At 70.1% G+C, this 24053-nt stretch carries 24 protein-coding genes and 1 pseudogene; 10 read left to right on the top strand and 15 right to left on the bottom strand.

Annotated elements, in window-relative coordinates; all coding sequences use genetic code 11:
• Positions 1 to 4 precede the first annotated feature (4 nt).
• From ACLJRL_RS25765 to ACLJRL_RS25755, 3 genes are all read right to left on the bottom strand, one after another.
• On the bottom strand, positions 5 to 1816 hold the full coding sequence (locus ACLJRL_RS25765) for an aKG-HExxH-type peptide beta-hydroxylase (protein ID WP_410658841.1): 1812 nt from the start codon (positions 1814 to 1816) through the stop codon (positions 5 to 7).
• Positions 1816 to 2010: a hypothetical protein gene (locus ACLJRL_RS25760; RefSeq protein ID WP_410658840.1), complete on the bottom strand. Its 195-nt coding sequence runs from the start codon at positions 2008 to 2010 to the stop codon at positions 1816 to 1818. The genes ACLJRL_RS25765 and ACLJRL_RS25760 overlap by 1 nt, the downstream gene beginning before the upstream one ends.
• A 75-nt stretch (positions 2011 to 2085) precedes the next feature.
• Positions 2086 to 2799, bottom strand: a complete 714-nt coding sequence (locus ACLJRL_RS25755) for a Crp/Fnr family transcriptional regulator (protein WP_410658839.1) — start codon at positions 2797 to 2799, stop codon at positions 2086 to 2088.
• Positions 2800 to 3009: 210 nt separating this feature from the next.
• Here ACLJRL_RS25755 and ACLJRL_RS25750 point away from each other — a divergent pair, with 210 nt between their 5' ends.
• Complete coding sequence (locus ACLJRL_RS25750) at positions 3010 to 3384, top strand: hypothetical protein (protein WP_410658838.1); 375 nt, start codon at positions 3010 to 3012, stop codon at positions 3382 to 3384.
• Between the two features lie 4 nt (positions 3385 to 3388).
• Here the strand turns inward: ACLJRL_RS25750 and ACLJRL_RS25745 are convergent, their stop codons facing one another.
• Positions 3389 to 4540, bottom strand: a complete 1152-nt coding sequence (locus tag ACLJRL_RS25745) for a GDSL-type esterase/lipase family protein (RefSeq protein ID WP_410658837.1) — start codon at positions 4538 to 4540, stop codon at positions 3389 to 3391.
• Positions 4537 to 5109, bottom strand: a complete 573-nt coding sequence (locus ACLJRL_RS25740; protein WP_410658836.1) for a TetR/AcrR family transcriptional regulator — start codon at positions 5107 to 5109, stop codon at positions 4537 to 4539. Before ACLJRL_RS25740 ends, ACLJRL_RS25745 begins: the two co-directional genes overlap by 4 nt.
• Positions 5110 to 5213: 104 nt before the next feature.
• On the opposite strand from ACLJRL_RS25740, the gene ACLJRL_RS25735 reads away from it, so the two are divergent.
• From ACLJRL_RS25735 to ACLJRL_RS25720, 4 genes are all read left to right on the top strand, one after another.
• Positions 5214 to 6278, top strand: coding sequence for an LLM class flavin-dependent oxidoreductase (locus tag ACLJRL_RS25735; protein ID WP_410658835.1), 1065 nt, complete (start codon positions 5214 to 5216; stop codon positions 6276 to 6278).
• A gap of 137 nt (positions 6279 to 6415) precedes the next feature.
• A complete protein-coding gene (locus ACLJRL_RS25730) occupies positions 6416 to 6934 on the top strand; it encodes a hypothetical protein (RefSeq protein WP_410658834.1) in 519 nt (172 codons plus the stop codon).
• A gap of 132 nt (positions 6935 to 7066) precedes the next feature.
• On the top strand, positions 7067 to 8518 hold the full coding sequence (locus ACLJRL_RS25725; RefSeq protein ID WP_410658833.1) for an alpha/beta hydrolase: 1452 nt from the start codon (positions 7067 to 7069) through the stop codon (positions 8516 to 8518).
• Positions 8519 to 8532: 14 nt separating this feature from the next.
• A complete protein-coding gene (locus tag ACLJRL_RS25720) occupies positions 8533 to 9243 on the top strand; it encodes a MerR family transcriptional regulator (protein ID WP_410658832.1) in 711 nt (236 codons plus the stop codon).
• On the opposite strand, the pseudogene ACLJRL_RS25715 reads toward ACLJRL_RS25720, so the two are convergent.
• From ACLJRL_RS25715 to ACLJRL_RS25670, 10 genes and pseudogenes are all read right to left on the bottom strand, one after another.
• Positions 9237 to 9353 (bottom strand): annotated as a pseudogene (locus ACLJRL_RS25715) (TetR/AcrR family transcriptional regulator); the annotation flags it as partial. The gene ACLJRL_RS25720 and the pseudogene ACLJRL_RS25715 overlap by 7 nt on opposite strands.
• A gap of 181 nt (positions 9354 to 9534) precedes the next feature.
• Positions 9535 to 10668, bottom strand: coding sequence for a glycerate kinase (locus ACLJRL_RS25710; RefSeq protein WP_410658831.1), 1134 nt, complete (start codon positions 10666 to 10668; stop codon positions 9535 to 9537).
• On the bottom strand, positions 10665 to 12455 hold the full coding sequence (gene gcl / locus ACLJRL_RS25705; protein WP_410658830.1) for a glyoxylate carboligase: 1791 nt from the start codon (positions 12453 to 12455) through the stop codon (positions 10665 to 10667). Before gcl ends, ACLJRL_RS25710 begins: the two co-directional genes overlap by 4 nt.
• Positions 12452 to 13330 carry a 2-hydroxy-3-oxopropionate reductase gene (locus tag ACLJRL_RS25700; protein WP_410658829.1) on the bottom strand — a complete coding sequence of 293 codons (879 nt, stop codon included), beginning with the start codon at positions 13328 to 13330 and terminating at the stop codon, positions 12452 to 12454. Before ACLJRL_RS25700 ends, gcl begins: the two co-directional genes overlap by 4 nt.
• Complete coding sequence (locus ACLJRL_RS25695) at positions 13327 to 14145, bottom strand: hydroxypyruvate isomerase family protein (RefSeq protein ID WP_410659055.1); 819 nt, start codon at positions 14143 to 14145, stop codon at positions 13327 to 13329. The genes ACLJRL_RS25700 and ACLJRL_RS25695 overlap by 4 nt, the downstream gene beginning before the upstream one ends.
• A 2-nt stretch (positions 14146 to 14147) precedes the next feature.
• Positions 14148 to 14540: an amidase gene (locus ACLJRL_RS25690; RefSeq protein WP_410658828.1), complete on the bottom strand. Its 393-nt coding sequence runs from the start codon at positions 14538 to 14540 to the stop codon at positions 14148 to 14150.
• A 240-nt stretch (positions 14541 to 14780) separates the two neighbouring features.
• On the bottom strand, positions 14781 to 15425 hold the full coding sequence (locus ACLJRL_RS25685) for a response regulator (RefSeq protein ID WP_410658827.1): 645 nt from the start codon (positions 15423 to 15425) through the stop codon (positions 14781 to 14783).
• Positions 15413 to 16636 (bottom strand): sensor histidine kinase, encoded by a 1224-nt coding sequence (locus ACLJRL_RS25680; RefSeq protein WP_410658826.1) that lies wholly within the window; start codon positions 16634 to 16636, stop codon positions 15413 to 15415. The genes ACLJRL_RS25685 and ACLJRL_RS25680 overlap by 13 nt, the downstream gene beginning before the upstream one ends.
• A gap of 175 nt (positions 16637 to 16811) precedes the next feature.
• Positions 16812 to 19304 (bottom strand): FtsX-like permease family protein, encoded by a 2493-nt coding sequence (locus tag ACLJRL_RS25675; protein ID WP_410658825.1) that lies wholly within the window; start codon positions 19302 to 19304, stop codon positions 16812 to 16814.
• A complete protein-coding gene (locus tag ACLJRL_RS25670) occupies positions 19301 to 20050 on the bottom strand; it encodes an ABC transporter ATP-binding protein (protein ID WP_410658824.1) in 750 nt (249 codons plus the stop codon). Before ACLJRL_RS25670 ends, ACLJRL_RS25675 begins: the two co-directional genes overlap by 4 nt.
• Positions 20051 to 20236: 186 nt before the next feature.
• Between ACLJRL_RS25670 and ACLJRL_RS25665 the strand changes: the two genes are divergently transcribed.
• From ACLJRL_RS25665 to ACLJRL_RS25645, 5 genes are all read left to right on the top strand, one after another.
• A complete protein-coding gene (locus tag ACLJRL_RS25665) occupies positions 20237 to 20620 on the top strand; it encodes a VOC family protein (RefSeq protein ID WP_410658823.1) in 384 nt (127 codons plus the stop codon).
• A gap of 39 nt (positions 20621 to 20659) precedes the next feature.
• Positions 20660 to 21538, top strand: coding sequence for a sigma-70 family RNA polymerase sigma factor (locus ACLJRL_RS25660; RefSeq protein WP_410658822.1), 879 nt, complete (start codon positions 20660 to 20662; stop codon positions 21536 to 21538).
• A 354-nt stretch (positions 21539 to 21892) separates the two neighbouring features.
• The gene (locus ACLJRL_RS25655; protein ID WP_410658821.1) at positions 21893 to 22255 is read left to right on the top strand and encodes an RICIN domain-containing protein; all 363 of its coding nucleotides are present in this window, start codon (positions 21893 to 21895) and stop codon (positions 22253 to 22255) included.
• A 225-nt stretch (positions 22256 to 22480) separates the two neighbouring features.
• Complete coding sequence (locus tag ACLJRL_RS25650; RefSeq protein ID WP_410658820.1) at positions 22481 to 22792, top strand: hypothetical protein; 312 nt, start codon at positions 22481 to 22483, stop codon at positions 22790 to 22792.
• 33 nt (positions 22793 to 22825) lie between these two features.
• A complete protein-coding gene (locus tag ACLJRL_RS25645; RefSeq protein ID WP_410658819.1) occupies positions 22826 to 24034 on the top strand; it encodes a peptidoglycan-binding protein in 1209 nt (402 codons plus the stop codon).
• Positions 24035 to 24053 lie beyond the last annotated feature (19 nt).

Raw genomic sequence — 24053 nt, 5'->3', positions numbered from 1 at the left:
TGGATCAGTCGGGGACGAGCTGTCCGATCCAAGCGGCGATCTGCTCCACGGTCGGTGGCCGTGGAGCAGAGGCGCGCAGGGTTCGGTGCACCGCACGGACGAGTTCCGGGCAATGCAGCAAGGCCCGGGCGGCCGGGTGGGGGCCTCGCGCGGAGAGTGCGAGGCCGAGCCCGACCAGGGAGGCCGGTCGGTCCGGGTCCGTCGAGAGTTCCGCGCGGTAACGCTCGATCGCTTCGGGGACATCGCCGCTGGTGTAAGCGAAATCGGCGGCGGTGGCACCGGGGACCGCCGGCACACCGTCCGCGGCCGCGTCGCCGACGGCGAGCCGGATCAGGTCGGTCCGGGCGTGGGACCACGATCCGTCCGGCACCGGGGTCGGGGGAAGACCGGTCGCGTCGGCGGTGACGGGTGGGCGGGAACGCCCGTTCAGCCAAGCTTCGGTCAGTGCGGAGACCGCGGAGGACTTCGGGCGCAGATGGCGGATCCGCCAGCCGGCGAGGTGGTCCAGGCGGGCGGCTTCGGCAAGCTCAGTCGCCTCCGTCGGTACGGCCTCGTCCTGCCAGGGTCCTAGGCGTTCGGCGATGCCTTCGAGGAAACGACGTCCGGCGGCCGTCAAGGTCGCGTCCGTACGCAGTACCTCCAGGGTGTGCCAAGTCTGACGACGCCAGTACGCGAATTCGAAGGCCGAGCGCCGAGAACTCACCCCTGCTTCGGCCAGCGCCCGCCAGAAGGCCGTGACGCCGAAGAAGGCGTAGACCCCTTGCAGCGCACCGCTCAACGGCCGCGGATCGTCTCTCCACGCCACATAGATCCGTTCCCGGGGGTCCGGCTCGTACAACTGGACCAGATGGAGCAGACCGCCGAGCACGATGTGCTGGAACTCGTGGATCAAGGTGTCGGCCAGTGCCGCGCCGTCGGTCGGCAAACCGACGACGGCGCTCCCGAACGCTTCCCCGGTCGACGCGCTCGGGTTCCGGAAGAGCACCTGTGGCCTCGGCACCAGGGAAGCCAGCCCGACCGGCATGGTCCGGGCGAGTCCGGGCAGGTGGGTGGCGATCAGATGGCAGGCCTCGTCGATCAGCCGCTGCCAGTCACCGAAGTCCTTGCCCGGCAATCGTTCCGGTGGGATCGGCTCGTAGAGGCCGCGGTAGGGATCGAGGTCGTCCAGCAGCAGCGAAAACCGGTGTGTGCCGACTCGGCTCCGCACCCGCCGGATGCCCCACCAGCCAGGACCGTCAGATCCGGGCGTGGACGGCAACGAAACCGTTGTGCCGCCGTGGGAAACGAGGTAACGGCCGCGCACGCCTCGCACCTCCGCGAGAGTGAACGTTTCGATGGCGGGAAAGCGAGCCATTCCGAGAGACGGGAGCATGGCGTGCCCGCGCCACGCCGGGATGGTGGTTTCGAAGTCCAGCTCCGCTCGGATCGCAGCGGCCGCGGCGATCGCGTGCGCGTGCCCCAGGTGCATCCACAGTGGACCGACGCCGTCCATTCCGTTACGCAGCAAGCGAGTTGTGTAGCCCGCCCAACTCCCGGTGTACGGACTGGTGAGCATCCGGTTCACCGCTCGGGGTGCTCTGGCCTCGGCTCGCGCCAAGAGTTCCCAGGCCGAATCGAGGGGCGACAATGGTCCCCACCGTTCCGGGGTTTTCGCGGCTTCGCTCAGCAACGCGTGGATCAACAGCTTGCGCCGGCTTCGCTCGGCCCGTCGCAGGCGACGCGCCATGGCCTCATCGCCCTCGAGACGCGCGAGCGCGTCGAACTCCCGCCAGGGCAAGCGGTGGAAGGAGGGGCGCACCTCGGCTGGTGGCGGCATCAGTCGATCCGCTCGCCACCACCCTGGCCGGCACTCGGGTAACGCGCTCGGACATGCCAGGTGCGTTCCACCACGTGGTGCGCCGAATGGCGGAGCGCTTCACTGTCGAGATCGCGTAGCGCGCTGAAAGGAACCCCGTCGAGATCGATCACCGCGGATTCGATGTCCGGTTCGGTCGCCGAGAACGAATTCATTCTGTCGATTCCCTCCATCCGCCAAACGGTTGCGAGAGTTGGACTTTGCCAGGATAGCCGAGATTCCGGTCCTGATCAGGCCTTGATGTCCGGGGGCGGGCGGCCGGCGGCCAGTTCGCGAAGGGCCCGGGGGTGGATGATCGTGATGCGCTGGCGGGCGGTGCGCACCACGCCCAGCCTGCGGAGTTCGTCGAGGCCGCGGATCAGGGTGCTGCGGGAGACCCGGGCGAAGTCGGCCAGTTCACCTTGGTTGAACCGGAGATCGACCTGCTTTCCGTCGGTCCAGTCCAAGGCGTGCTGCAGCACCAGTTCCAGGAGTACCGCGGCGAGGCGCTGCGGGAAATCCGGGCCGCCGGATTCGAGGCGGAGGCGGTCGGACTGCTGGAGGCGGATCGCCGCCGTCCGGAAGATCTCCTCGGCGATCCGCGGGCGGGCCCGCAACACGCCGAGGAACTTCGTCCTGGGCACGATGAGGGTGTGCACCTCGTCGATGGCCGACATCGTCGCGGTCCGGGGGAGACCGCTGATCGGGGCCAGTTCGCCGATGATCTCGGCCGGGCCGCGGGCGGCGAGAGGCGCGTCTTCGCCGCGGTAGTTGGTGGCGCTGATCTTCACCCAGCCACGCAGGATGACGAACATGCTGGTGGGCGCGCTGCCCTGAAGGGCGAGAATCTGACCGGGCCGCCACACCTTCAGATGGCCCGCGCTCTCGAGAGCGCCTTGCTCGGACGGCGTCAGCCGGTGCCAGGTCCTGCGTTCCCCATTTTCACCCGCTGAGGAACCAGTCATCCGGACCCTCCGGTTCCGCAGGGCTCGAATCGGCTGGTTGTTCCATTTGACGCATCGCACTCTCCCCCGACTCGTCAGCATGGTCAGTGGGCAGGAAAAAAGACCGGAATCTTCGAACCGCGAACTGCAATTGTGCCAGGCACGAGGTGACTTCACCAGGCCTTACGCCGGCAACCGGGGAGGTAAGCCATGCGTAGTGCCGGGAGTGTCATGGAACCACGAAAGGATCACCGTCATGTGGCGGCCGGTCCGAATCCGCGGACGCCCAAGGCGTTCGGGAGGAGACCGACGGCTTTCGTACCGCATCCGCCGCTGATTTCCGGCGGCTGGTATCAGCGCACCGACCACGAGGTCGACGGACCGGGGCGATGCCCTGTCCGTCGTCCGGTGGAAAAGTCCGCGAAGGTGGCATTGCGCTTGACCCTGGTCTTCGGACCGTTGGGCCTTTGTTACCTCTCGACGGTCGGAGGACTCGCCGCGGCAGCGGTGGGGGCGGCCACCATCGCGTTCGGGGGAGTGGCGATGGTGGCCGTCATCTGGCCGGTGGCCATGGTGCTCGCCTTGCTGGCGCTGCCGCGGCGGTGACCGTTCACCGCACGGCGAAGGGGCCGCCCGGCGCGAAGGCGTACCGGGCGAAACGCTCACCGATCAGCAGATGCGTTTCGGTGTCGGGATGGAGTTCGTCGGGCAAAGGGTGCTCCGCGGCGTCTTTTTCGTTGTACAGCTCGGTGCCGTCGAGGTAGTACAGGTTCGGATCGTGCGCCCGGCGTTCGGCGAGTGACGCCAGCGCCTCGCGGATCACCCGCAGGGTCAGTCGTCCCTGCGCCACGTCGTCGGCACGGCCGCCGGCCATGAAGGTGACCCGGCCGGTGCCGAAGGAATCCGGATCGAGGGCGCCCGGCCCGGGGGTGTCCTCGTGAATTCCGCAGAACAGAGGGGAGATCAGCAGCAGGGGAGTGCCGGGATGGCCGTCGCGGATGGTGTCGAGGAATCCGTTGACGGCCGGGACGAAGGCCCGCAGCCGCATCGCGTCCAGGTTCACCACATTGATTCCGAGCTTCACGCTGATGAAGTCGGCGGGGGTGTCGCGAAGCACGCGCGCGGTGAACGGGTCGGCGACCGCGCTGCCGCCGAAGCCGAGATTGCGGAGTTCGACACCACTCCGAAGGGCCGTGACGGCGGGCCAGATCCGGGTCGGTGTGCTCGCGTTCGAGCCCTGGCTGATCGAGCTGCCGTGATGCACCCAAAGGCGACGGCCGGACTCGGCGGGCCGGACGGGTTCGTCCGTGCGCAGCTCGATCAGCTCGACCGATTCGTTGTGCGGCAACCAGAGTTCGACGATCTTGTCGCCTTCGGGTAGGTCGCGGAACGAAATCGTGACCGGGGTGCCCGCGTGGAGGGCGGTCGCGCCGGTCCGGAGGTCGACCTCGATGAGGTCGCCGCCGTCGAGCCGCTCGCTCGCGACGAACGTGCCGTCGACGACGAGGTCGACACTTCCCCGAGGGCGTTCGGCGCCCCGGTAGCCGAGCCGGGTGGGGTGGGCGACGAGCTCGACGTTCCGCGCCGCCGTCGCCATCGTCAGGCGGACGCCGGAGGTCTGGCTCTCCATCATCAGCAGTTGCGGGTCGGGGAACTGCGTCCGCACCCACTCGGGTAACCGGTGCGGACGGACGCCGCGCGTGGTTTCCTCCAGTCCGGCGATGCCGCGGAGGAACGGGGCGGTGACAGGTGTGGTGATCATGAGTCCGAGGGCCATTTCTTGAGAAGTACGTCGAGCGCGTCGAGGGCTTTGCGCCAGGACACCTCGGGTGAGGGCTTGCTGTGGTCGAAGCCGCCGATGCGCTCGAGCGCGAGGTAGCCGTTGATGGTGCTTCCCAGCAGCCGTACGGCATGGACGTGCTCGTCTTCCGGTACGGGGTAACCCCTGAGCACCGCGCCGGTCAGGGCGACGATGTCCCGCGCCGCTTTCGAACGGACGACCGGCTCGCCGGCGCGCCGCTGAAGCGACTGCCACCGGCCGGGCGATTCCAGCGCGTAGGTCCGGTGCGCGGTCGCGAAACCTTCGAGTGCGTGCCGTCCGGCGCGTCCCGCGATCGCCGCGGAAACGCGGCCGGCCAGTTCCGCGAGCGCGAGCGCGGTGACCCCGTCCAGCAACGCTTCGCGATCGCGGACATGCGAGTACAGGCTGGGCGTCCGCACGCCGAGGCGCCGCGCAACGGCTGACAACGTGACGGCGTCGAAGCCGTCTTCGTCGGCGAGGGCAGCCGCGTCGGCGATGACCGACGTCGCGGTGAGGGGTGTCCGGGGCATGCCATTACCCTACATGCCATCGGCATATACCTATACCCATTAGTCGACGGAATAGGCTCGGTCCACTACTTGTTTGAGCGTTCAACTACTTTGAGGGAGTGGACATGGGTTTCGACATCCTGGGGACGCGGCAGGCGCCGACCTTCGGCCTGGACACCTTCGGTGACGTCGAGAACGGCGCTGATGGGCAGCCGGTGAGCCAGGCCGAAGCGATCCGGCAGGTCGTGGCGGAGGGGGTGCTGGCCGATCGGGTGGGCGTGGACTACCTCGGCGTCGGCGAGCACCACCGCACGGAGATGGCGGTTTCCTCGCCGGACGTCGTGCTGGCCGCGATCGCGGGGCAGACCGAACGGATCCGGCTGGGCACGGCGGTCACCGTGCTCAGTTCCGACGACCCGGTGCGGGTGTACGAGCGGTTCGCCACCCTCGACGCCCTTTCCCGCGGTCGCGCCGAGGTCACCCTCGGGCGGGGCTCGTTCACCGAGTCGTTCCCGCTGTTCGGCTACTCGCTGGACGACTACGAGGCACTCTTCGCCGAGAAGCTGGACCTGTTCACGAAGCTGCAGGAGGAGAAGCCGGTCACCTGGAGCGGCACCGTGCGTCCCGCGCTGGACGGTGCACAGGCCTTCCCGGTCACCGAGTCGGGCCGCCTGCCTGCCTGGGTGGGCGTCGGCGGTACCCCGCAGTCGGTGGTCCGGGCGGCGGCGTACGGCCTGCCCCTGGTGATGGCGGTGATCGGCGGGTCGCCCGAGCGGTTCAAGCCGCTGGCGGATCTGTACCGGCGTGCCCTCAAGGAGGCGGGGCAGCCTGAGCTGCCGATCTCCATGCACAGCCCGGGTCACGTCGCCGAGACCGACGAACTCGCGATGGCGCAACACTTCCCGCATCACCAGGCGGCGTTCGCCAAGATCGGCGCGGAACGCGGCTGGGGTCCGATGACCCGTGCCGACTACGACGCCACGGCCGGATCGCGGGGCGCGCTGTTCGTCGGCTCCGTGGAAACGGTCGCCCGGAAGATCGCCTGGTCGGTGCGGACCCTGGGGCTGTCGCGGTTCCAGCTCAAGTACGGCGCCGGCGCGCTTCCGCACGAGCAGCGGATGGAGTCGATCCGGCTCTACGGCGAGCAGGTCGTTCCCCGGGTCAAGGAACTGCTCGCCGAGCAGAACTGACGTGAGTATCGGTTGCACGGAACGGTGCAGCGCTCCGGTGCGATATCCGGGAAATCCCCGATGTGATCGGCACGCACACGTGGCAGCCTCGGTACTGGCCATTGTGGACAGTCCATCGAGAGGAGAGTAAACGCGTAGTGACCCCATCAAGGGATGAAGAAGATCTGCGGCTGGTGGCGGAACTGACGGATTTCGTCGAGGTCTACCAGGCGGCCACCGGGCCCGAGGTGTCGCATGAGGGCTGGCACGCCGGGGCGCGGCTCTGGCCGGGCACCGAAAAGGGGCGCCTGCTGGTCTACCACGATTCGGGTATCGAGGCGGAGTGCCATTTCCGGGAGGGCGAGCGCACTCTGTTCAACATCATGCACAGCGGGTACGGAGTGGACACCGCCGAGCGGGGATTCGGGGTGTGGAGCAAGCGGCCCGGTGTCCTCGGTGCGGTCGCGGCCGGGGTCTCCCGGCTGGAGGTGACCGGCGCGGACGGCGCGGTCGTGCCGGCCGACATCGTGGGACACACCTTCGCCGTGGACGTCGACCTGGGGCCGGAGCCCCGGACGGTGGACGAGGTGTTCGCGCCTTGGGAGCCGCCGGAGCTGACGGTCCGGGTGTACGCCGAGGGTGACGTGGTGCGGTACGAGGGACCGTTCCTCACCTGACCGAGTGGTCCCCGAGGGGCCGCGGGGTCCCTCGGGGAGACAGGCCTTCTTCGGCTTGACTGTGCCCCAAGGGCACGGTGTTCCCTCGGTGGCACGCCCGGTCCGTTGTGGACCGTCGTGGGAGGAGCACCGATGCGCAGATCCGTCCTGCCCGTTCTCGCCGCACTCATGGTGGTGACCGCCGCACCGGCATCGGCGGCGACATCCAGCACCGTGAAGTGGGTTTCGTGCCCCGAGGACGTCGTCGCCGGGGCCGCGCCGCACCAACCGGCCTGCGGCACCGTGCAGGTGCCTCTGGACTACTCCAAGCCCGACGGCACCCAGATCGAGCTGATGATCTCCAAGCTGGCCAGCCCGAATCCGGGGAAGCGGCGTGGGGTGCTGCTGCTCAACCCGGGCGGTCCGGGCGGATCAGGCATGACGCTGTCCACGCTCTTGATGACCAAGGGCCTGCCTGGCGGCGTCACGGACGGCTACGACCTGATCGGCATGGACACCCGCGGTGTCGGGCATTCGACGCCGATGAGCTGCGGCTTCCCCGCCGATGGGCCCTATTACGCCAATATCCCGCCGTACGCGGTCGACGACGCGGCGGTCGGCAAGCAGGCGAAGATCGCCAAGGGCGTGGCCGACCTGTGCGCGAAGAACGACCCTGACGGGCGACTGCGGCACCTGACGACCGCGAACACCGCCCGCGACCTGGACCGGATCCGGGCCGCGCTCGGCGAGGAGAAAGCGAGCTATCTCGGCTATTCCTACGGAACGGCGCTCGGGGCCGCGTACGCGTCGATGTTCCCGGAACGCGCCGATCGGGTCGTGCTCGACAGCAACATCGGCGACACCTTCCTCGACCACGACGGCATGCGCCGCTACGCGCTGGGGACGGAACAGGCCTTCCCGGACTTCGCGAAATGGGCGGCGGCGCGGCACGACGCCTATGGCTTGGGCCGCACGCCCGAAGAAGTGCGCCGCACCTACTTCGAGATCGCCGGGCGGCTCGACAAGAATCCGGTGGACGGAGCGGACGGCGGGATGTTCCGGCTCATCACCTTCGGGGGCCTCTTCGGTGAGACAGCGTACGCCAGGACGGCGCAGGCCTGGCAGTCCATGCTCCGTCCCGGTCCGGCCGCCCCGCCGAAGGCCACCGGGGTGTCGCCCGCCGACAACTCCTTGACCGTGTTCCTTTCCGTGACCTGCAACGACATCGAGTGGCCCGAGGACGTCGGCACCTACCGTCGCGCCGTCGCCGAGGACCGTGAGCGGTACCCCCTGTACGGCGCGGCCGCCGCCAACATCACGCCCTGCGCCTACTGGTCGCACGAGCCGGCCGAGCCGCCGGTGGCGATCAACGACGACGGGCCGCGGAACGTGCTGATCGTGCAGAACCGGCGCGACGCGCCCACGCCGTTGCGCGGGGGACAGATGCTGCGGGAGAAGTTCGAGGACCGGTCGCGGTTGCTGACCGTCGACGGTGGCGGGCACGGTGTCTACGTCCTCGGTGGCAACCCCTGCGCGTTGAACGTCACCACGAAATACTTGGCCGAGGGTGTGATGCCGGCGCGGGACGAGTTCTGCGGGAAGTGACAGGAGGAGGTCCGGTGGGGTGGAGCACGCGTGAGGTGGCGGAACTCGCGGGCACGACGCTGAAAACCGTGCGCCACTACCACAAAATCGGGTTGCTGGACGAACCGGAGCGGACGGCGAACGGCTACAAGCAGTACCGGATCGGACATCTCATCCGGCTGCTGCGGATCCGCCGTCTCGTCGATCTGGGGGTGCCCCTGTCCGACATCGCGGCGGTCGAGGAATCGGACGAGGGCGCGGAACAGGTACTCCGCGCGCTGGATGCCGAACTGGCCGCGAGTATCGAGCGCCAGCAACGGATGCGCGAGGAGCTGGCTTCGATTCTCCGGCACCGGGCCATGGTCGATCTGCCACCGGGGTTCTCCACGGCCGCCGCCGAAGCACCGGACGCCGAACGGTCTCTCTTGCTGCTCTTCTCGCGGGTACTGAAACCCTCGGCCATGGCCGCTTTGCGGGAACTGCACGCGGAGTCACCGGACCCGGTCGGCAAGGAGTTCGACACGCTGCCCGCGGACGCGAGTGAGGACGTCCGGCAGGACCTCGCCGAGCGGTTCGCTCCGATCGCCCGGCGTCAGCGCCGGGACTTCCCGGCGCTGGTCGACCCGGCCACCCCCCAGGACGAGGCCGTCGCGAGGTCGGTCGTCGCCCAGGGGCTGGTCGAGGTCTACAACCCCGCCCAGATCGACGTTCTGCAGCGGCTCAACGCACTTCTCGAAGGTCAGTGACCACCGGCCAGATGGAGTGCGGTGATGCCGGCGAGGACGAGATCGATCCCGGCGAGGAACTGTTCGCGGTCGTCGTGGTCACGCGCCCGGGCGGCGACGGCCCGGGTGAACGAACAGTCGGTCAGCGTCCGGAACGTCAGTCCGTCCTCGCCTGCCGCGTCGAGCAGTTCGACGGCCGCCTCGACGATGCGATCGAGCGAGAGCGCTTCCGCGCGCTGTGACTGGCGGGTCCGTGGCGCCGCAGGTCAACGCGAGAGTCGTGAGTGATTTGGGTCGTTCTAACGACCCAAATCACTCACGACCCCACCCGCCGATCAGCTTGCCGGTCCGGCGCAGCAGCGCGGCCGTGTTGGTCAGCGCGTCCTGGCGGTCCGAAGCCAGGTCGAGGAGGGCGTACACGGCCTCGAAACCGGCCGCCCGCCACTCTTCCTCGGTGAGCAGGCATTCCCCGGTCACCGCGACCGTCGGCACTCCAGCCTCCGCAGCCGCCTTGGCGACGGCGGCCGGGGCCTTGCCGTGCAGGGTTTGCCGGTCGAGCCTGCCTTCGCCGGCCACGACCAGCCGGGCGCCTTCGAGGGCCGTGGGGAACCCCGTCAGCGCCAGTACCGTGCCGGCCCCGGACTGGCGGGTCGCATCGAGGACGGCGCCGAGTCCGCAGGCGGCGCCTCCCGCGGCACCGGCTCCCGGCCAGGCGGTGATGGTGGCCGGATCCCGGCCGGTCGCCCGGCCCAGCACCGCGGCCCAGCGCGCCAGCGCGGCATCGAGTTCCTTGACCTGACGGGGATCCGCTCCTTTCTGCGGCCCGTAGACCGCGGCGGCGCCGTTCGGTCCGAGCAACGGATTGTCGACGTCGCAGGCAAAGGAGAAGCGGGCCTGGCGCGCCAGCGGGTGGAGTCCACTGAGGTCCAACCGCTCGGCGCGGGCCAGCGCGCCGCCGCCCGGCGGCAGGTCCCGGCCGTGGACGTCGAGGACCCGCGCGCCGAGTGCGCGCAGGATCCCGGCGCCGCCGTCCGTGGTGGCACTCCCGCCGAGGCCGATGACGATCTCCTCGGCGCCCCGCTCCAGCGCGTGGACGAGCAGGACGCCCAGGCCTTCGGTGCCGGCGTCGACCGGTGCGAGCTCCTCGGCGGGGAGCAGGGCCAGACCGGACGTCGTCGCCAGCTCGACCAGGGCGGTGCGGTCGCGGCGGGCGTACCGGGCCACCAGCGGTGACCCGGTCGGCCCTGTCGTCGCGACGCGGACCTCCTGCCAGCCGGCGGTGACGGCCGCCGCGACGGTGCCGTCACCGCCGTCCGCGACCGGGCAGAGCCGGACCTGGTGTGCCGGATCGGCGTCGGCGATGCCCTGCGCGAGGGCGCTCGCCACCCCTGCGGCGTCCAGTGAGCCCTTGAACTTGTCCGGAGCCAGCAGGAGGTGACCGCTCATCGCGCCCCGATCGCGGTCGGCGCGTCCTCCGGTGACGTGGCCAGGTCCTCGAACTCGGTGATCGCGTCGATGTTCGCCGCGCCCATGGCGATGTTGGTGACGCGTTCGAGGACGACCTCGACGATCGCGGGGACCTTGTGCTCACGGGCGAGCCGCCAGGCTTCGCGCAGCGCCGGTTCGAGCAGTTCGGGGTCGGTGACCCGAAGGCCGACGCAGCCGAGGCCCTCGGCGACCCGGATATGGTCCACGCCGTAGCCCTTCGGCAGGGCGGGGCCGTCCTCCTCCTCGGTGGCGTTGATGTTATCGAAGCCCAGCTGGACGCAGTAGTCCATGTCGAGCGCCCGTTGCGCCTGCCGGATCAGGCCCAGGTAGGAGTTGTTGACGACGACGTGCACGTACGGCAGCCCGAACTGCGCCCCGGCGGCCAGCTCCTCGATCATGAACTGGAAGTCGTAGTCGCCGGACAGTGCCACCACCGGCGTCTCCGGGTCGGCGGCGACGGCGCCGAGCGCGGCCGGGATCGTCCAGCCGAGCGGACCCGCCTGGCCGCAGTTGATCCAGTGCCGCGGCCGGTAAACGTGCAGGAACTGGGCGGCCGCGATCTGCGACAGGCCGATCGTGGAGACGTACCGGGTGTCGGGGCCGAAGACGCGGTTCATCTCCTCGTACACCCGCTGCGGCTTGATCGGGATCTCGGTGAAGTGGGTGCGCCGCAGCAAGGTCGCCTTGCGCTCCCGGCATTGTTCGGCCCACGCCGAGTAGTCCGGCAGGGACCCCGCGCGGCGGCGGGCCTCGTCGAGCAACGCCCGCAACGCGGCACCCGCGTCCGAGACGACGCCGTAGTCGGGCGGGAACACCCGGCCGATCTGGGTCGGCTCGATGTCGACGTGCACGAAACGCCGCCCGTGCCGATAGGTGTCCAGGCCGCCGGTGTGCCGGTTGGCCCACCGGTTCCCGATGCCGAGCACGACGTCGGATTCCAGGAAGGTCGCGTTGCCGTACCGGTGCGAGGTCTGCAGCCCGACCATGCCGGCGGCCAGCGGGTGGTCGTCCGGGATGGTGCCCCAGCCCATCAGCGTCGGGACCACGGGCACGCCGAGGAGCTCGGCCAGTTCGACCAGTTCGGCGGAGGCGTCGGCGTTGATGATCCCGCCGCCGGCGACGATCAGCGGCCGTTCGCCCTCGGTGAGCAGGTCGAGGATCTTCGAGGCCTGCGCGGGGGTCGCCGCGGGGCGGTGCACCGGCAGCGGCGTGTAGGTGTCCGGGTCGAACTCGATCTCGGTCTGCTGGACGTCGATCGGCAGGTCGATCAGCACCGGCCCGGGCCGTCCGGATCGCATCAGGTGGAACGCCTGCGCGAACGCGCCCGGCACCTGCGCGGCCTCCAGCACCGTCATGGCCATCTTCGTGAGCGGCGCGGCGATCGACGCGATGTCGACGGCCTGGAAGTCCTCCTTGTGCAGCCGCGCGACCGGCGCCTGCCCGGTGATCGCCAGGATCGGGATCGAGTCCGCCGCCGCCGAGTACAGCCCGGTGATCATGTCCGTGCCCGCCGGACCGGACGTCCCGATGCAGACGCCGATGTTCCCCGGCGCGGAGCGGGTGTAGCCCTCGGCCATATGCGAGGCGCCCTCGACGTGCCTCGCCAGCACGTGGGCGATCCCGCCATGGGCACGCAGTGCCGAGTAGAACGGGTTGATCGCGGCCCCCGGGACACCGAACGCCTGGGTCACGCCCTCGATCTCGAGAATCCGCACGGCCGCGTCGACGGCCCTCATCCTGGTCACGAGATACCTCCGAGGTTCGCGATGGTCCGGTACAACGCCGAGTGGTCCAGCCCGCCGAGCCCGGCCGAGCGGGCGGCGGTCATCAGCTGGGCCACCAGTGCCCCGACCGGGAGGGCCGTCCCGGCTTCGCGAGCGGCGGCCGTCACGATGCCCAAATCCTTGTGGTGCAGGTCGATCCGGAAGCCGGGAGCGAACTCGCGGTCCAGCATCTTCTGCGCTTTCTGGTTCAGCACAGCGGATCCGGCGAGCCCGCCACCGAGCACCTCGACGGCGGCCGGCAGGTCGGCGCCGTGTGCTTCGAGGAACACCAGCGCCTCCGCCATCAGGGCGATATTGCCGGCGACGATCAGCTGGTTGGCGGCCTTGACGGTCTGCCCGGCTCCGGCCGGTCCGACGTGCACGACGGTCTTCCCGACGACGTCGAGCAGCGGGCGGACGGCTTCGACGGCCTCCTTCGCACCGCCGATCATGATCGACAGCGTGGCGTCCGCGGCGCCGGCTTCACCCCCGGAGACCGGGGCGTCGAGCAGGTGCAGGTCCTTCTCCTCCGCCTGCGCGGCCAGCTTCGCGGCGACGTCCGGGCGGATGGTCGAGAAGTCGACGATCAGGGTGCCGGGCGCGGCCGTGGCGAACACGCCGCCTTCGCCGGTCAGGACCTCGGACACGTCGGGGGAGTCCGGCAGCATGAGCGCGACGACGTCCGCGCCTCGCACGGCCTCGGTGACCGACTTCGCGGCCCGGCCGCCGGCCGAGACCAGCGGCGCGGCCTTCTCCGGCGTGCGGTTGTACCCGACGACGTCGTGGCCGGCGGCGGCCAGGTGACAGGCCATCGGGCTGCCCATGATGCCCAGCCCGAGGAACGCGATCGTGGTCATGTGGTGCCTCCCGTGGTGGGGGCGAGCCAGCCGAACGGGTCGGCGGTCGTGGGTTTGTACTCCAGGCCGATCCGCCCGCGGTAGCCGGTGGCGGCGATCCGGTCGAGCAGCGCGGCGATCGGGAGGTCCCCGGTGCCGGGCTCGCCGCGGCCGGGGGAGTCGGCGATCTGCACGTGCCCGATCCGGTCGGCGAAACGGTCGATCGCGGTCGCCGGATCGTCGCCGTTGACGGCCAGGTGGTAGACGTCCAAGAGCAGGCGCACGTGCTCGGAACCTGCCTTGTCCAGGACGGCGACGGCGTCGGCGGCGGTGCGCAGCGGATAGGCGTCGATGCCGCTGACCGGTTCCAGCAAGGCGACCGCGCCGATCTTGGCGGCGGCCGCGCCGGCGAGCACGAGGTTCGCGACAGCCACCTCGTCCTGCTCCGCCGGGTCGGCACCGTTCAGGCGGTTGCCGTACAGCGCGTTGAAACCGGTGGTGCCGAGACGCTCGCCGATCCCGACGGCGACCTCGACATTGTCGGCGAACTCCGCAGACCGGGCGGGGTCGGAGAGGATGCCGCGCTCGCCGGCGGGCATGTCACCGGCGGCGAAGTTGAGGCCCGTCAGCGTGAGCCCGGCGTCGGACACCGCGGCGACGAACGCTTCGACGTCGCGATCGGCGGGCACGGCTTTCGCGAACGGCCACCAGAACTCGACGGCGTCGAAGCCCGCGGCCGCCGCAGCGGCGGGCCGTTGGAGCAGCGGCAGGTCAGGGAAGAGGATCGAGCAGTTCGCCGTCGCGGGCAGCGGGAGCGTGATCGGTGCGGTCGCCATGGTCACTTGACCTCCTCGACGTGCGTGAGTGCGCGATAGGCGCGCCAGCCACCGTGTTCGGTGATGTCGGTCAGCTGCCGCGCCGGTACCCCCGGCCGTAGCCCGACGGCGAGCGCGTCGCGGCCGTCGTCCAGCTCGATGACCGTCAGCTCCAGCTCCGGCGGCTCGCTCGCCAGGAAGTCGGTGCGGATCGCCGTCAGCGGGACGTCGTAGATCTCGCCGGCCAGCGGTACGCCGCCGGACGGGTCCTCCTCCAACGCCGGGAACTCGTCGCGGACCGAGTACATCCGGTAGTGCGGCGCGGTCCGGACCTCGCCGAGGAACGGGTGCGAGGACACGGTGTGGTGGAGCCGGCCGCCACGCATCGCGTCACCGGAACAGAACAGCTCAGGCACTGCCGCCTCCATATTTCGTATTGTGGAAGACAACTTCCGCTATGCGACAGCTATCGCAGCACGCTTGGCGCGTGGGTGTCAAGCGAGCGCACGCTCTTGACGGCGATCGCGCAGGTCCTTAACCTGAAAGCACTAGTGGAATTAAGTTTCCATAATGCGAAAACCGAGAGAGGGTGTCCTCTCTCGGTTTTTGGTGGGCCCCCTCGGTTTTGATGGGCCGGTCTCGAGCGCTCCGAGGCGTCAGTGGTTGAGGTAGGCCAGCACCGCTCGCACCCGGCGGTGACTGTCGTCGGCGGGCGGCAACTCCAGCTTCGTCAGGATGTTGCTGATGTGCTTTTCCACCGATGCGGGAGCGAGGACGAGTTCGGCGCAGATGGCGGAGTTGGAGTGGCCTTGCGCGATCAGGCCGAGGACTTCCCGTTCGCGGGCGGTGAGCGTGGCGATTCCGCGGTCGCCGTTGTTGCGCGCGAAGAGCTGCCGCACGACCTCCGGGTCCATGGCCGTGCCACCGGCGGCGACGCGTTCGATGGCGTCGAGGAACTCGTCCAGTGCGGTCACGCGGTCTTTGAGCAGATAGCCGACCGCGCCGTGGCCGTCGGCGATCAGTTCGGCGGCGTACGCGCGCTCGACGTACTGGGACAGGATCAGGATCGGTGTCTTCGGTTCGCGGCGGCGGATGGCGAGTGCGGCGCGCAGGCCCTCGTCGCGGAAGCCCGGCGGCATCCGGACGTCCACTATGGACAGATCGGGGACGTGTTCGGCCACGGCGGCCTCGAGGTCGGGTGCGGTGGAGACGGCGGCGACGACCGTGTGCCCGGTATCGGTGAGCATCCGCACCAGCCCGTCCCGGAGCAGCAACAGGTCTTCGGCGATCACGATGCGCATGGCAACTCCGCTTGGATTACGGTCGGTCCTCCGACCGGGCTGGTCACCGACAGGGTGCCGTCGAGTGCTTCGATCCGTCGGCGCAGACCGTCCAAACCGGACCCGGACGAGTCGGCGCCGCCTCGGCCGTCGTCCTGGATCTCGACCGTGAGCAGGTCGAGAGACCGGCTGATGGTCACCGTGCAAGAGTCCGCGTCGGCGTGCTTCACGACGTTGGAGATCGACTCCGCAGTCAGGAAGTAGGCGGCAGACTCGACCGACGACGGGACTTCGCCCAGCACGCCCGCTTCGATTTCGATGGGGAGCGGTGCGTCGCCCGCCAAGGCTGCGAGTGCGGCGACCAGCCCCCGGTCGGTGAGGATCGGCGGGTGGATGCCACGCACCAGCCTGCGCAGTTCGGCCAAGGCCTCGTCCAGCTGCCTGCGCGCGATGCGCACGTCGTCCATGGCCGGCTGCCCGGTGGTGCGCATCTTGCGGTCCGCCAGGGCGAGTGTCATCCCAGCGGCCACGATCCTCGCCTGTGCGCCGTCGTGCAGGTCGCGTTCGATCCGCTGGAGTTCGGCGGCCTGCACGTCCACGACGCGGAGGCGGGTGGCGAACAGCTCGCGGGCCCGCCGGGCGAGCCGGGCCCGAGGCCCTGGTTCGAGCAGCGTCGCCGCCAGCCGGGCCTGCAGCCGGGCCATCGTGGTGACGAGCCACCACGCCGCGGGCGCGAGGACCAGCCCGACCACGGTGAGGGCGAACCGGCCGCCGACGGTGTTGAACAGCCAGTCCACGACCGGCGGCAGGTACGGGTTGGGCACCGCCCACAGCCACAGTGGCGCGAGGACCGCGCCGAGGTCGACCACCGCGACGAGCACGCCGGCCAGCCCGGCGACGCCGGCCAGCGGCAACAGCAGCAGCCACGCGAGGTCCCGCCAGGTCGCCGGATCCCGGACCACCGCGCGGCCTCGTGTCCACGGGTTGGCGCGGGGAAGCGGATCGTAGGGGGATTCGACCGGCCGGCCGAGGATCAGCCCCGCCCGCAGGCGTTCGAGCGCGGTGATCCGGCGGGTCGCCCACGTCACCGCGAGGAACGCGGGCGGAGCGAGGTAGGTGAACGACAGCACGCCGCTGACCAGCGTGGTGACCAGAGCCCACACGAAGGTGGCGGGCCCCAGCACCAGGCTGGTCAGCAGGTGGGCCAGCGCACCGGCCCCACGGCGGATCATGAACGTGAACTTAGTGGTTGATTTCGGAAGTTGTTCGGGTGTTTCGGCGGATCCAGGTTTCTGCTGGGCGTGCGGCCGGAAGGCCCTCGTACCGGGTTGTACTCGGGCCTTTCGGCCGTGTGTCCAGCAGGAAGCTGGGCCGTCGAGGCCCCGAAGAACTTCCGAAATCGACCACTTAACCATTGATCGCGGGCAGCGACCGGCGTTTGATCACCAAGCGGGCGGGCACCGCCCCGGCGACCAGTCCGAGCAGGCCGACTCCGCCGATCAGCGTCAGGTACCGCAGCGGTTCGGCGAACAGCCGCCATTGCCCGTCCTGCGCGATGCTGAACGTGCCCACCACCGCGCCGCTGATCAGGCAGCCGAGCACGAGCGCGACGGCGACGGTGATGAACGTTTCGCGGCCGAGCATCCGGTGAAGCTGGCGTGCGGTGGCGCCGGCCAGCCGCAGATCGGCGAACTCGCGGCGGCGTGCGCCGGTGGCGATGGCGAAGGTGTTGACCACGGCGATCGCGGTGAAGCCGAGTGAGATGACCACCATCAGTTCCCAGGCGGCCTGTTGGTTCTGGACGTCCGCCGTGCCCGCCTTCGGGTCCGCGGTGTGGGTCGCCGCGAGCGTCGGCCATCGGCCGCCGACCTTCTGGGCGAGGTCCGCCGGGCCGCGCAGGTACAGGGCGCCGACGAGACCGCGGGGGTCGTGGGCGGCCACGAGGGCGGCGGGCAGGACGAGGTCGCCGAAGCCGCGCCAGTTCGCGTAGACGCCGACCACGGTCAGCTCGGCGGGGGTGCCGTCGGCCAGCCAGAACACCGGCCGGTCGCCGACCTTCCAGCCGCGGGCCTCGGCGAGCGGGCCGCTCGCCGCGACCGTTCCGTCCTTCAGCGGAAGCTCACCGGTGGTGACGCCGAGATCGAGCGCTTGCTCGCCGGTGGTCCGTAGGCCCTGTGCCGCGTAGTCCTCCGGTTTGCCGCCCTCGTCGACGACCACGCGGGTGCCGACGGTGGCCGCGGAGCCCGTCACCTCGGACAGCGAGGCGACCTCGGCCGCGGTCGTCAGCGGCAGGCCCGGCGCGTTGGTGGCGGCGACTCGCACGGTCGCCGTCGCGGTGCGTGCGGCCTGCTGGTCGGCGGTCACTTGGGCGAGGATGTCGCCGTTGAGCAGCATCGTGGCGTTGATCGCGAACATCAGGGTCAGCGGGATGGCGACGCCGACGACCCGGCGGCTCTCGGCGCGGGTCATCGCACCGGCGACGCGGCCGAGCACACCGGTGAGGGCGGCCAGCCGGGACATCACGGCGGTCAGCGCGCCGACCGCGATCGGTCCGAGCGCGGCGACGGCGCAGAGCAGCAGCGAACACGAGACGAAGCCCATGCCCATACCGAACTGGCCGCCGAGCGGCACCAGGGTCAGCACGGCGGCCGCGCCGCCGGTCAGGACGACCGCGGCCACCACCCGCGGCACCCAGCCGACGTGGCCCGCGGTGACCGTCTCCCGCAGTGCCTGCGTCGGCGCGATCCGCGTGGCCCGCCGGGCCGCGAGGCCGGTGGCGGACACCGTCACCAGCAGGCCGGCCAGGACCGCGGCGATCAGCACCAGCACGTTCAGCGACACGGTGAACTGCGGCGGTACCGCGCCGAGCTCCCGGAACCGGGAGGCCACCAGCTCCGCCACCACTACCCCGGCGGGCAGCGCGGGAACGGCCGCGACCAGGGTCACGAGCGTGATCTCCAGGCGCAGCATGCCGCGCAGCTGCCTCGGGGTGGCGCCGGCGGTGCGCAGCATCGCCAGCTCGCGCAGCCGCTGACGGACCGCGAGCGAAACCGTTCCGGTGAGCACGAACACCGCCGCGAACCCGGTGATCCCGAGGACGAAACCGAAGATCGAGATGGCGCCGATGTAGTCGGGCACCGCGCCGGGGAGGTCCGCGGTCACCTTGTCCGCTCCGGTGTGGACGGTCGCCGTTTCACCGAGCCGGTCCCGCAGGGCGGTGAGACCGGCCTCCGAACCGCGGACCGCGACCGCGGTGGGGCCGGTCAGCCCGGACACCTCGGCGACCTGGGAGTCCGCGACGAACACCGCGGCCTGGCCCGGCACATCGCCGCCGACCACACCGGCCACCCGCAGCTCGCGGACACCGGAACGGCTGGTCACTCGGACCGTCTGTCCGACGTGGACACCGAACCCGCCCTGGACCACGACTTCGCCGGGCCGCGGCGCGGCGCCGTCGATCAGCGGATACGGGGTCACTTCGGCGGAGGCCCAGCCGTGCGCCACGGTGGCGGCGTCCGGTGCGCGGAGCGGTTTGCCGCCGAGGTCGAGCGCGACCGGGAACGCGTAGTCCGCGACCGCCGCTGTCACGCCGGGCGTGCCGGCGACCGTCTCGACGACAGCGGACGGCAGAGGCTCCGCGCCGGTGAGGCGCTCGTCCTTGGTCTTGACCTTGACCTTGTCGCCCTTGTCCGTCGCCGTGGTCAGCACGATCGAGCGGTCTCCGGCGACCACCGCGTCGGCGCCGCCGAACCGGTCGGCACCCGGGCCCGCGGTCAGGACCGACCACAGCAGCAGGCCGCTGCCCGCGATCAGGGCGACCGCGAGGAAAGCGGTCAGGAGAGTGCCGACGAAGGAGCCGAGCCGGTGCCGGACACTCGCCACCGCCAGTTTCACGATCATTTGGTCAGCTCCATCATCCGTGCCGAAACCTGCTCCGCGGTGGGGGAGTGCAACTCGCCCGCGACCCGCCCGTCGGCGAGGAACACCACCCGGTCCGCCCAGCCCGCCGCGGCGGGGTCGTGGGTCACCATCACGATCGTCGCGCCGAATTCGTCGACGAACCGGCGCAACAGGGCCAGCACCTCGCGACCGGTGGAGAGGTCCAGCGCGCCGGTCGGCTCGTCACCGAAGATCACTCCGGGACGGGAGGCCAGCGCGCGGGCGAGGGCGACCCGCTGCTGCTGCCCACCGGACAGCTGACCCGGCCGCGACTTTTCCCGGCCGGCCAGCCCCACCCGCGCCAACAGCTCCTTCGCCCACGCGCGGTCCGGACGCTTGCCCGCCAGCTGCTGCGGCAGCAACACGTTGTCCCACACCGACAACGAATCGACGAGGTTGAACGACTGGAACACGAAGCCGACGTGCGCCCGCCGCACCGCGGTCAGCTTCGGCTCGCGGAGCCCGGCGATGTCCTCTCCCGCGAGCACGACCCGGCCGCTGGACGGCCTGTCCAGCCCGGCGGCGCAGTGCAGCAGTGTCGACTTGCCCGAGCCCGACGGCCCCATCACCGCGGTGAACGAACCCCGCCCGAACCCGACGGTCACGCCGTCGAGCGCCCGCACCCCGCCGGGGTGCACCTTCGTGACGTCGGCGAGCTCGACCACATCCCGCGGCGGTGCGTCCTTCGAATCCTGTACCAGAACCATGAGGAGAATCCTGGTCGACCGCGCTTTGCGGACCCACCGGGCGGGCAATGATCTCGGAGGTAGGGCCAGCCCTACCTCCGAACGCCGACCCTCAGACCTGTTACCTCTTCCCGCCGGCCCCCGTCATACCGGCGCGGCAACCCGGCGCCCAACGGGGCGTCGGGCCGAAAGGGAGTGGAGAACACGATGCTGACGAACATCATGTACACGACGGTCTATGTCACCGATCAGGACCGCGCGCTGAAGTTCTATACGGAGGGGCTCGGCCTGGAGAAGCACGCCGACTATCCGGGGCCCGACGGACGCTTCCTCACCGTGGGCGTCGCCGACAGTCCGGTCAAGATCATTCTTTGGTCGCACGCGCCGGCCTCGGGACAGCCGGTCGAGCCGGGCGCCGCGCCCGGTCCGCTCATCCTGGAGTCGGAAGACCTGAGGAAGGATTTCGAGGTGTTTCGCGGGCGAGGCGTGACCTTCGACGAGCCCGAACCGGTGGACTATCCGTTCGGCGTTCGCATCGAGGCGGTGGATCCGGACGGCAACCGGATCTCGCTCCGCCAGCAGCGCCGCTGAAACCCCACGATCCGAGACTGAGCAGAGGAAGGTGACAAGGTGACCGACGCCGGTCGGACGAATTTGGTGGCCGAAGCGTTCGAGGCCGAGCGAGTCCGGCTGCGCGCGGTCGCCTACCGCATGCTCGGCTCGCACGCCGACGCCGAAGACGTGGTCCAGGAGGCCTGGTTGCGGCTGTCGCGGCAGGACACGGCGACCATCGAGAACCTGGCGGGCTGGCTGACCACGGTGGTCGGCCGGATCAGCCTGGATGCCCTGCGAACGCGCCGGACCAAGCCCGAGGCGTCCTACGACGGCCGGCTGCCCGAGCTTGTGGTGACGGCCGACGACGGCCTCTCGCCCGAGGACGACGCGGCGCTCGCCGACTCTGTCGGGCTCGCGCTCCTCGTGGTCCTCGAGTCGCTGAGGCCGAGCGAGCGGTTGGCGTTCGTGCTGCACGACCTGTTCGCGGTGCCGTTCGACGAGATCGGCCGGATCCTCGGCAAGTCCACCGGCGCCACCAAGATGCTCGCCAGCCGCGCTCGCGGGAAGGTGCGGGCGACGGGACGGCCCGAGGTCGCCGGCCGGGAGCAACGGGAGGTCGTCCAGGCCTTCCTGGCGGCGGCTCGCGGCGGCGACTTCGAGGGGTTGCTGCGCGTGCTCGACCCCGACGTCCGGCTCACCGTCGACACCGCGGACGGTGTGGTCGTCGTCCTGGGTGCCACCAAGGTCGCCGCCGGTGCGCGGTTGTCCGCCGCCACGGCCGCACAAGGACGAGCGGTGCTCGTCAACGGCCGTCCCGGCGTCGTGTCCTGGCGCGAAGACGGCGTCCCGCTCTCGGTCATGGCGTTCACCGTCGTCGACGGCCGGATCTCCGGCCTTGAGGTCGTGACCGACCCGGCCAAGCTCGCGTCGATGGACCTGCCGAACCCGGCGTGAGTCGCCAGGGCCGTTTAATCATGCTCACCTGCACGTCAAGATCGGTATCGTCGGCCCGTCTCGCCGTCGGGGCACCGGCCATGGGCCGGGTGGCGGTCGAGGACTGCACCGGCGCGGAAACCCAGCAGTGGGAGCAGATCCGCGTGGACAGCGCCAAGGTGATCCTGCGCAACCTCGGCGACCGAAGCTGTGTGAAGGGCCTCAGCGGCCTCGCCCGCTGGAACTGCGACGCCGAGGACCCGGAGCAGTACTGGGTGCTCGCGGGCGAACTGCTGACGAACGCCAAGACGGGCCAGGTGGCCGACACGATCCTGTACGACGACTTCGGCGTGATCCTGCGCGACGCCGACGGCAGTGAACAAGTGCGCGGTGGCCGGCGGCACCGCCGCCCGGCTGGGTGCCTGCGCCGGCGCGGTGGAACAGAGGTTCCAGCGGGTCGAGCTCGGCGCGGGCGTGGTCCAGCTGCGCAACTTTGCATCGGGCACCTGCCTGCGCACCGGGTCGTCCGGAATCCCCAGCGTCGATCTGGCGCGGGCCTGCGCCTCGGACGACACGGCGCAGCAGTGGCGGATCGAGCCGGATCTGATCGGCACGGTCCGGGTGCGCAACGTCGCCAGTGGCAACTACCTCACCCCGCGCGGCAGCAGTAACGACATCACGACCTACGAGCGCACGTCCCTGGCGAATTGGCAGAAGTGGGGCCTCGTCATCGCCTGACCGGGTCCCTGTTCGTGGTCCGTGACGCCGAGGTCGAAGAGGTAAGATCCTCCCGTCGAGGACGTCGTGGAACCGATGCGTCGCCGGGTGCGTCGGTGTACATGAACGCCGTCATCGCGTTTCAGGAAACGCGCGCGCAAGTGGGCGTGAGCTCATAAGCTGCGCGACAGAGCAGCGTGGGTCAGGTAAACACGGGCGCAGGCGCCGACACTGGAGGGATCACTCATGACTCGCCGATTCGACCCCGAACAGATCGCCTCGCTGGCCAAGAAGGTCGGCGGGCTCAAGGATGGCTACGGCAAGACGGGCACGGACTTGGGTGACGGCGATCCCGGAGGCGCGTACGGCGATCTGAAGAACGCGGCCAGCGCGGGCAAAGCGGTGAAGGGGTTCTACAGTGGCGTGAACGCCGAGCTGGGCGCCGCCGCGAAGCTCGTCGACGCCGCGTCCCAGGCGCTGGCTTCCGCTGCCGAGCGCATGCGGAACGACGAGGCCGCGGGTGTGCACACCCTCCGTGGCAACCGCGAGCGGGACTGATCGGGCTGAGGACGGGACCAGGGGGATTTACCGATGACCACCGCTGAGCGGAAGCCGAATGTGCTCGACGACCCGGAGCAGGACCGTCCGAAGTCGCTGGACGCCATCGACAAGCACGCCCAACAAGCACAGAAGCTCGATTCGAGAGCGGTCAACGACCAGGCGGCGAAGGTCGGCGGAGCCGCCACCAGTGCCAATGACCTCGGCGACGATCTCAAACTCTTCCGCGACGATGTGCTGCGCGAATGGGAAGGCAAAGACGCCGACGCCGTCGCCGACCATCTCGAAAAGCTCGGTAAGGCCAGCTACAAGGTCAGCGACAAGGCCGAAGCGGCCAAGAACATCCTTCAGCGTGTTTCCGAGATTCTGGATGACACCAAGAAGAAGGTCGCGCAACTCGCCCAGGAGGCCAACGACAAGGACGCGGACAATCGCGCCCTGATCGGTGCGGCCCGGCGGCGGAAGAACAGTTCCGACGACGAGAACGAGATCGCCTCCGCCGCGACGGACATCGAACGGCTCCGGCAGCTCAACGAAAAAGACTCGAACGGTAAGAAGCAGGAGATCGAGCAGGCGCTGGACAACGCCGAGAAACAGATCGACGACCTCCTCAAACCGCTCGGCCTGGAAATCGAGGGCGGTTTCCTGGAGCTGGTCCCCGCCGAAACCGGCCAGACCACGGCGTCGAGTTCCGCGAGTCCCGTCGTCGAGTCCAGGGGCCACGCTCCCGTCCACCACGGTGGCGGGGATGGCGGCGGTGGTGGCGGCGGTGGCGGTGGCGGTGGTGTCGCCGGAGTCCAGGGCGACGGCAGGCCCGCCAAGCCGATCGACGCCCGGGGTGACAACCCGGCCAAGATCGCCGAGCAGTTCCTCGGCCGCAATGCCGGTGACCTCAAGGGCAGCGGCGAGTTGCCCGCGATGCAGTCCTGGGTGCCCAACAACGTCAACTGCGCGAACTTCGTTTCGGGCTGCCTGGAGTCGGCCGGCCTGATCGACAAGGGACAGGCCAGCGCCTCGGTGGCGGGCCTGAGCGCCAACCTCGAGGCGGACGGCTGGAAGTCGGTGCCGCTCTCCGAGGCGAAACCCGGCGACGTGGTGATCTCGAACGGTGGCGGGCACGTCGTGCTGTATGCGGGCGACGGTCAGTTCATCGGCTCGAACAACGTCAACCCCGACGGCTCGCAGAAGATCAGCATGGGCGGTGGCGGCGGCCTCGTCAAAATCCTCACCCCGCCGACCTGATCCGGCCGGCGGGAGTAAC

This window comes from Amycolatopsis sp. lyj-112 (assembly GCF_046549055.1).
GTDB lineage: Bacteria > Actinomycetota > Actinomycetes > Mycobacteriales > Pseudonocardiaceae > Amycolatopsis.
This window is presented reverse-complemented; position numbering and strand designations above follow the sequence as displayed.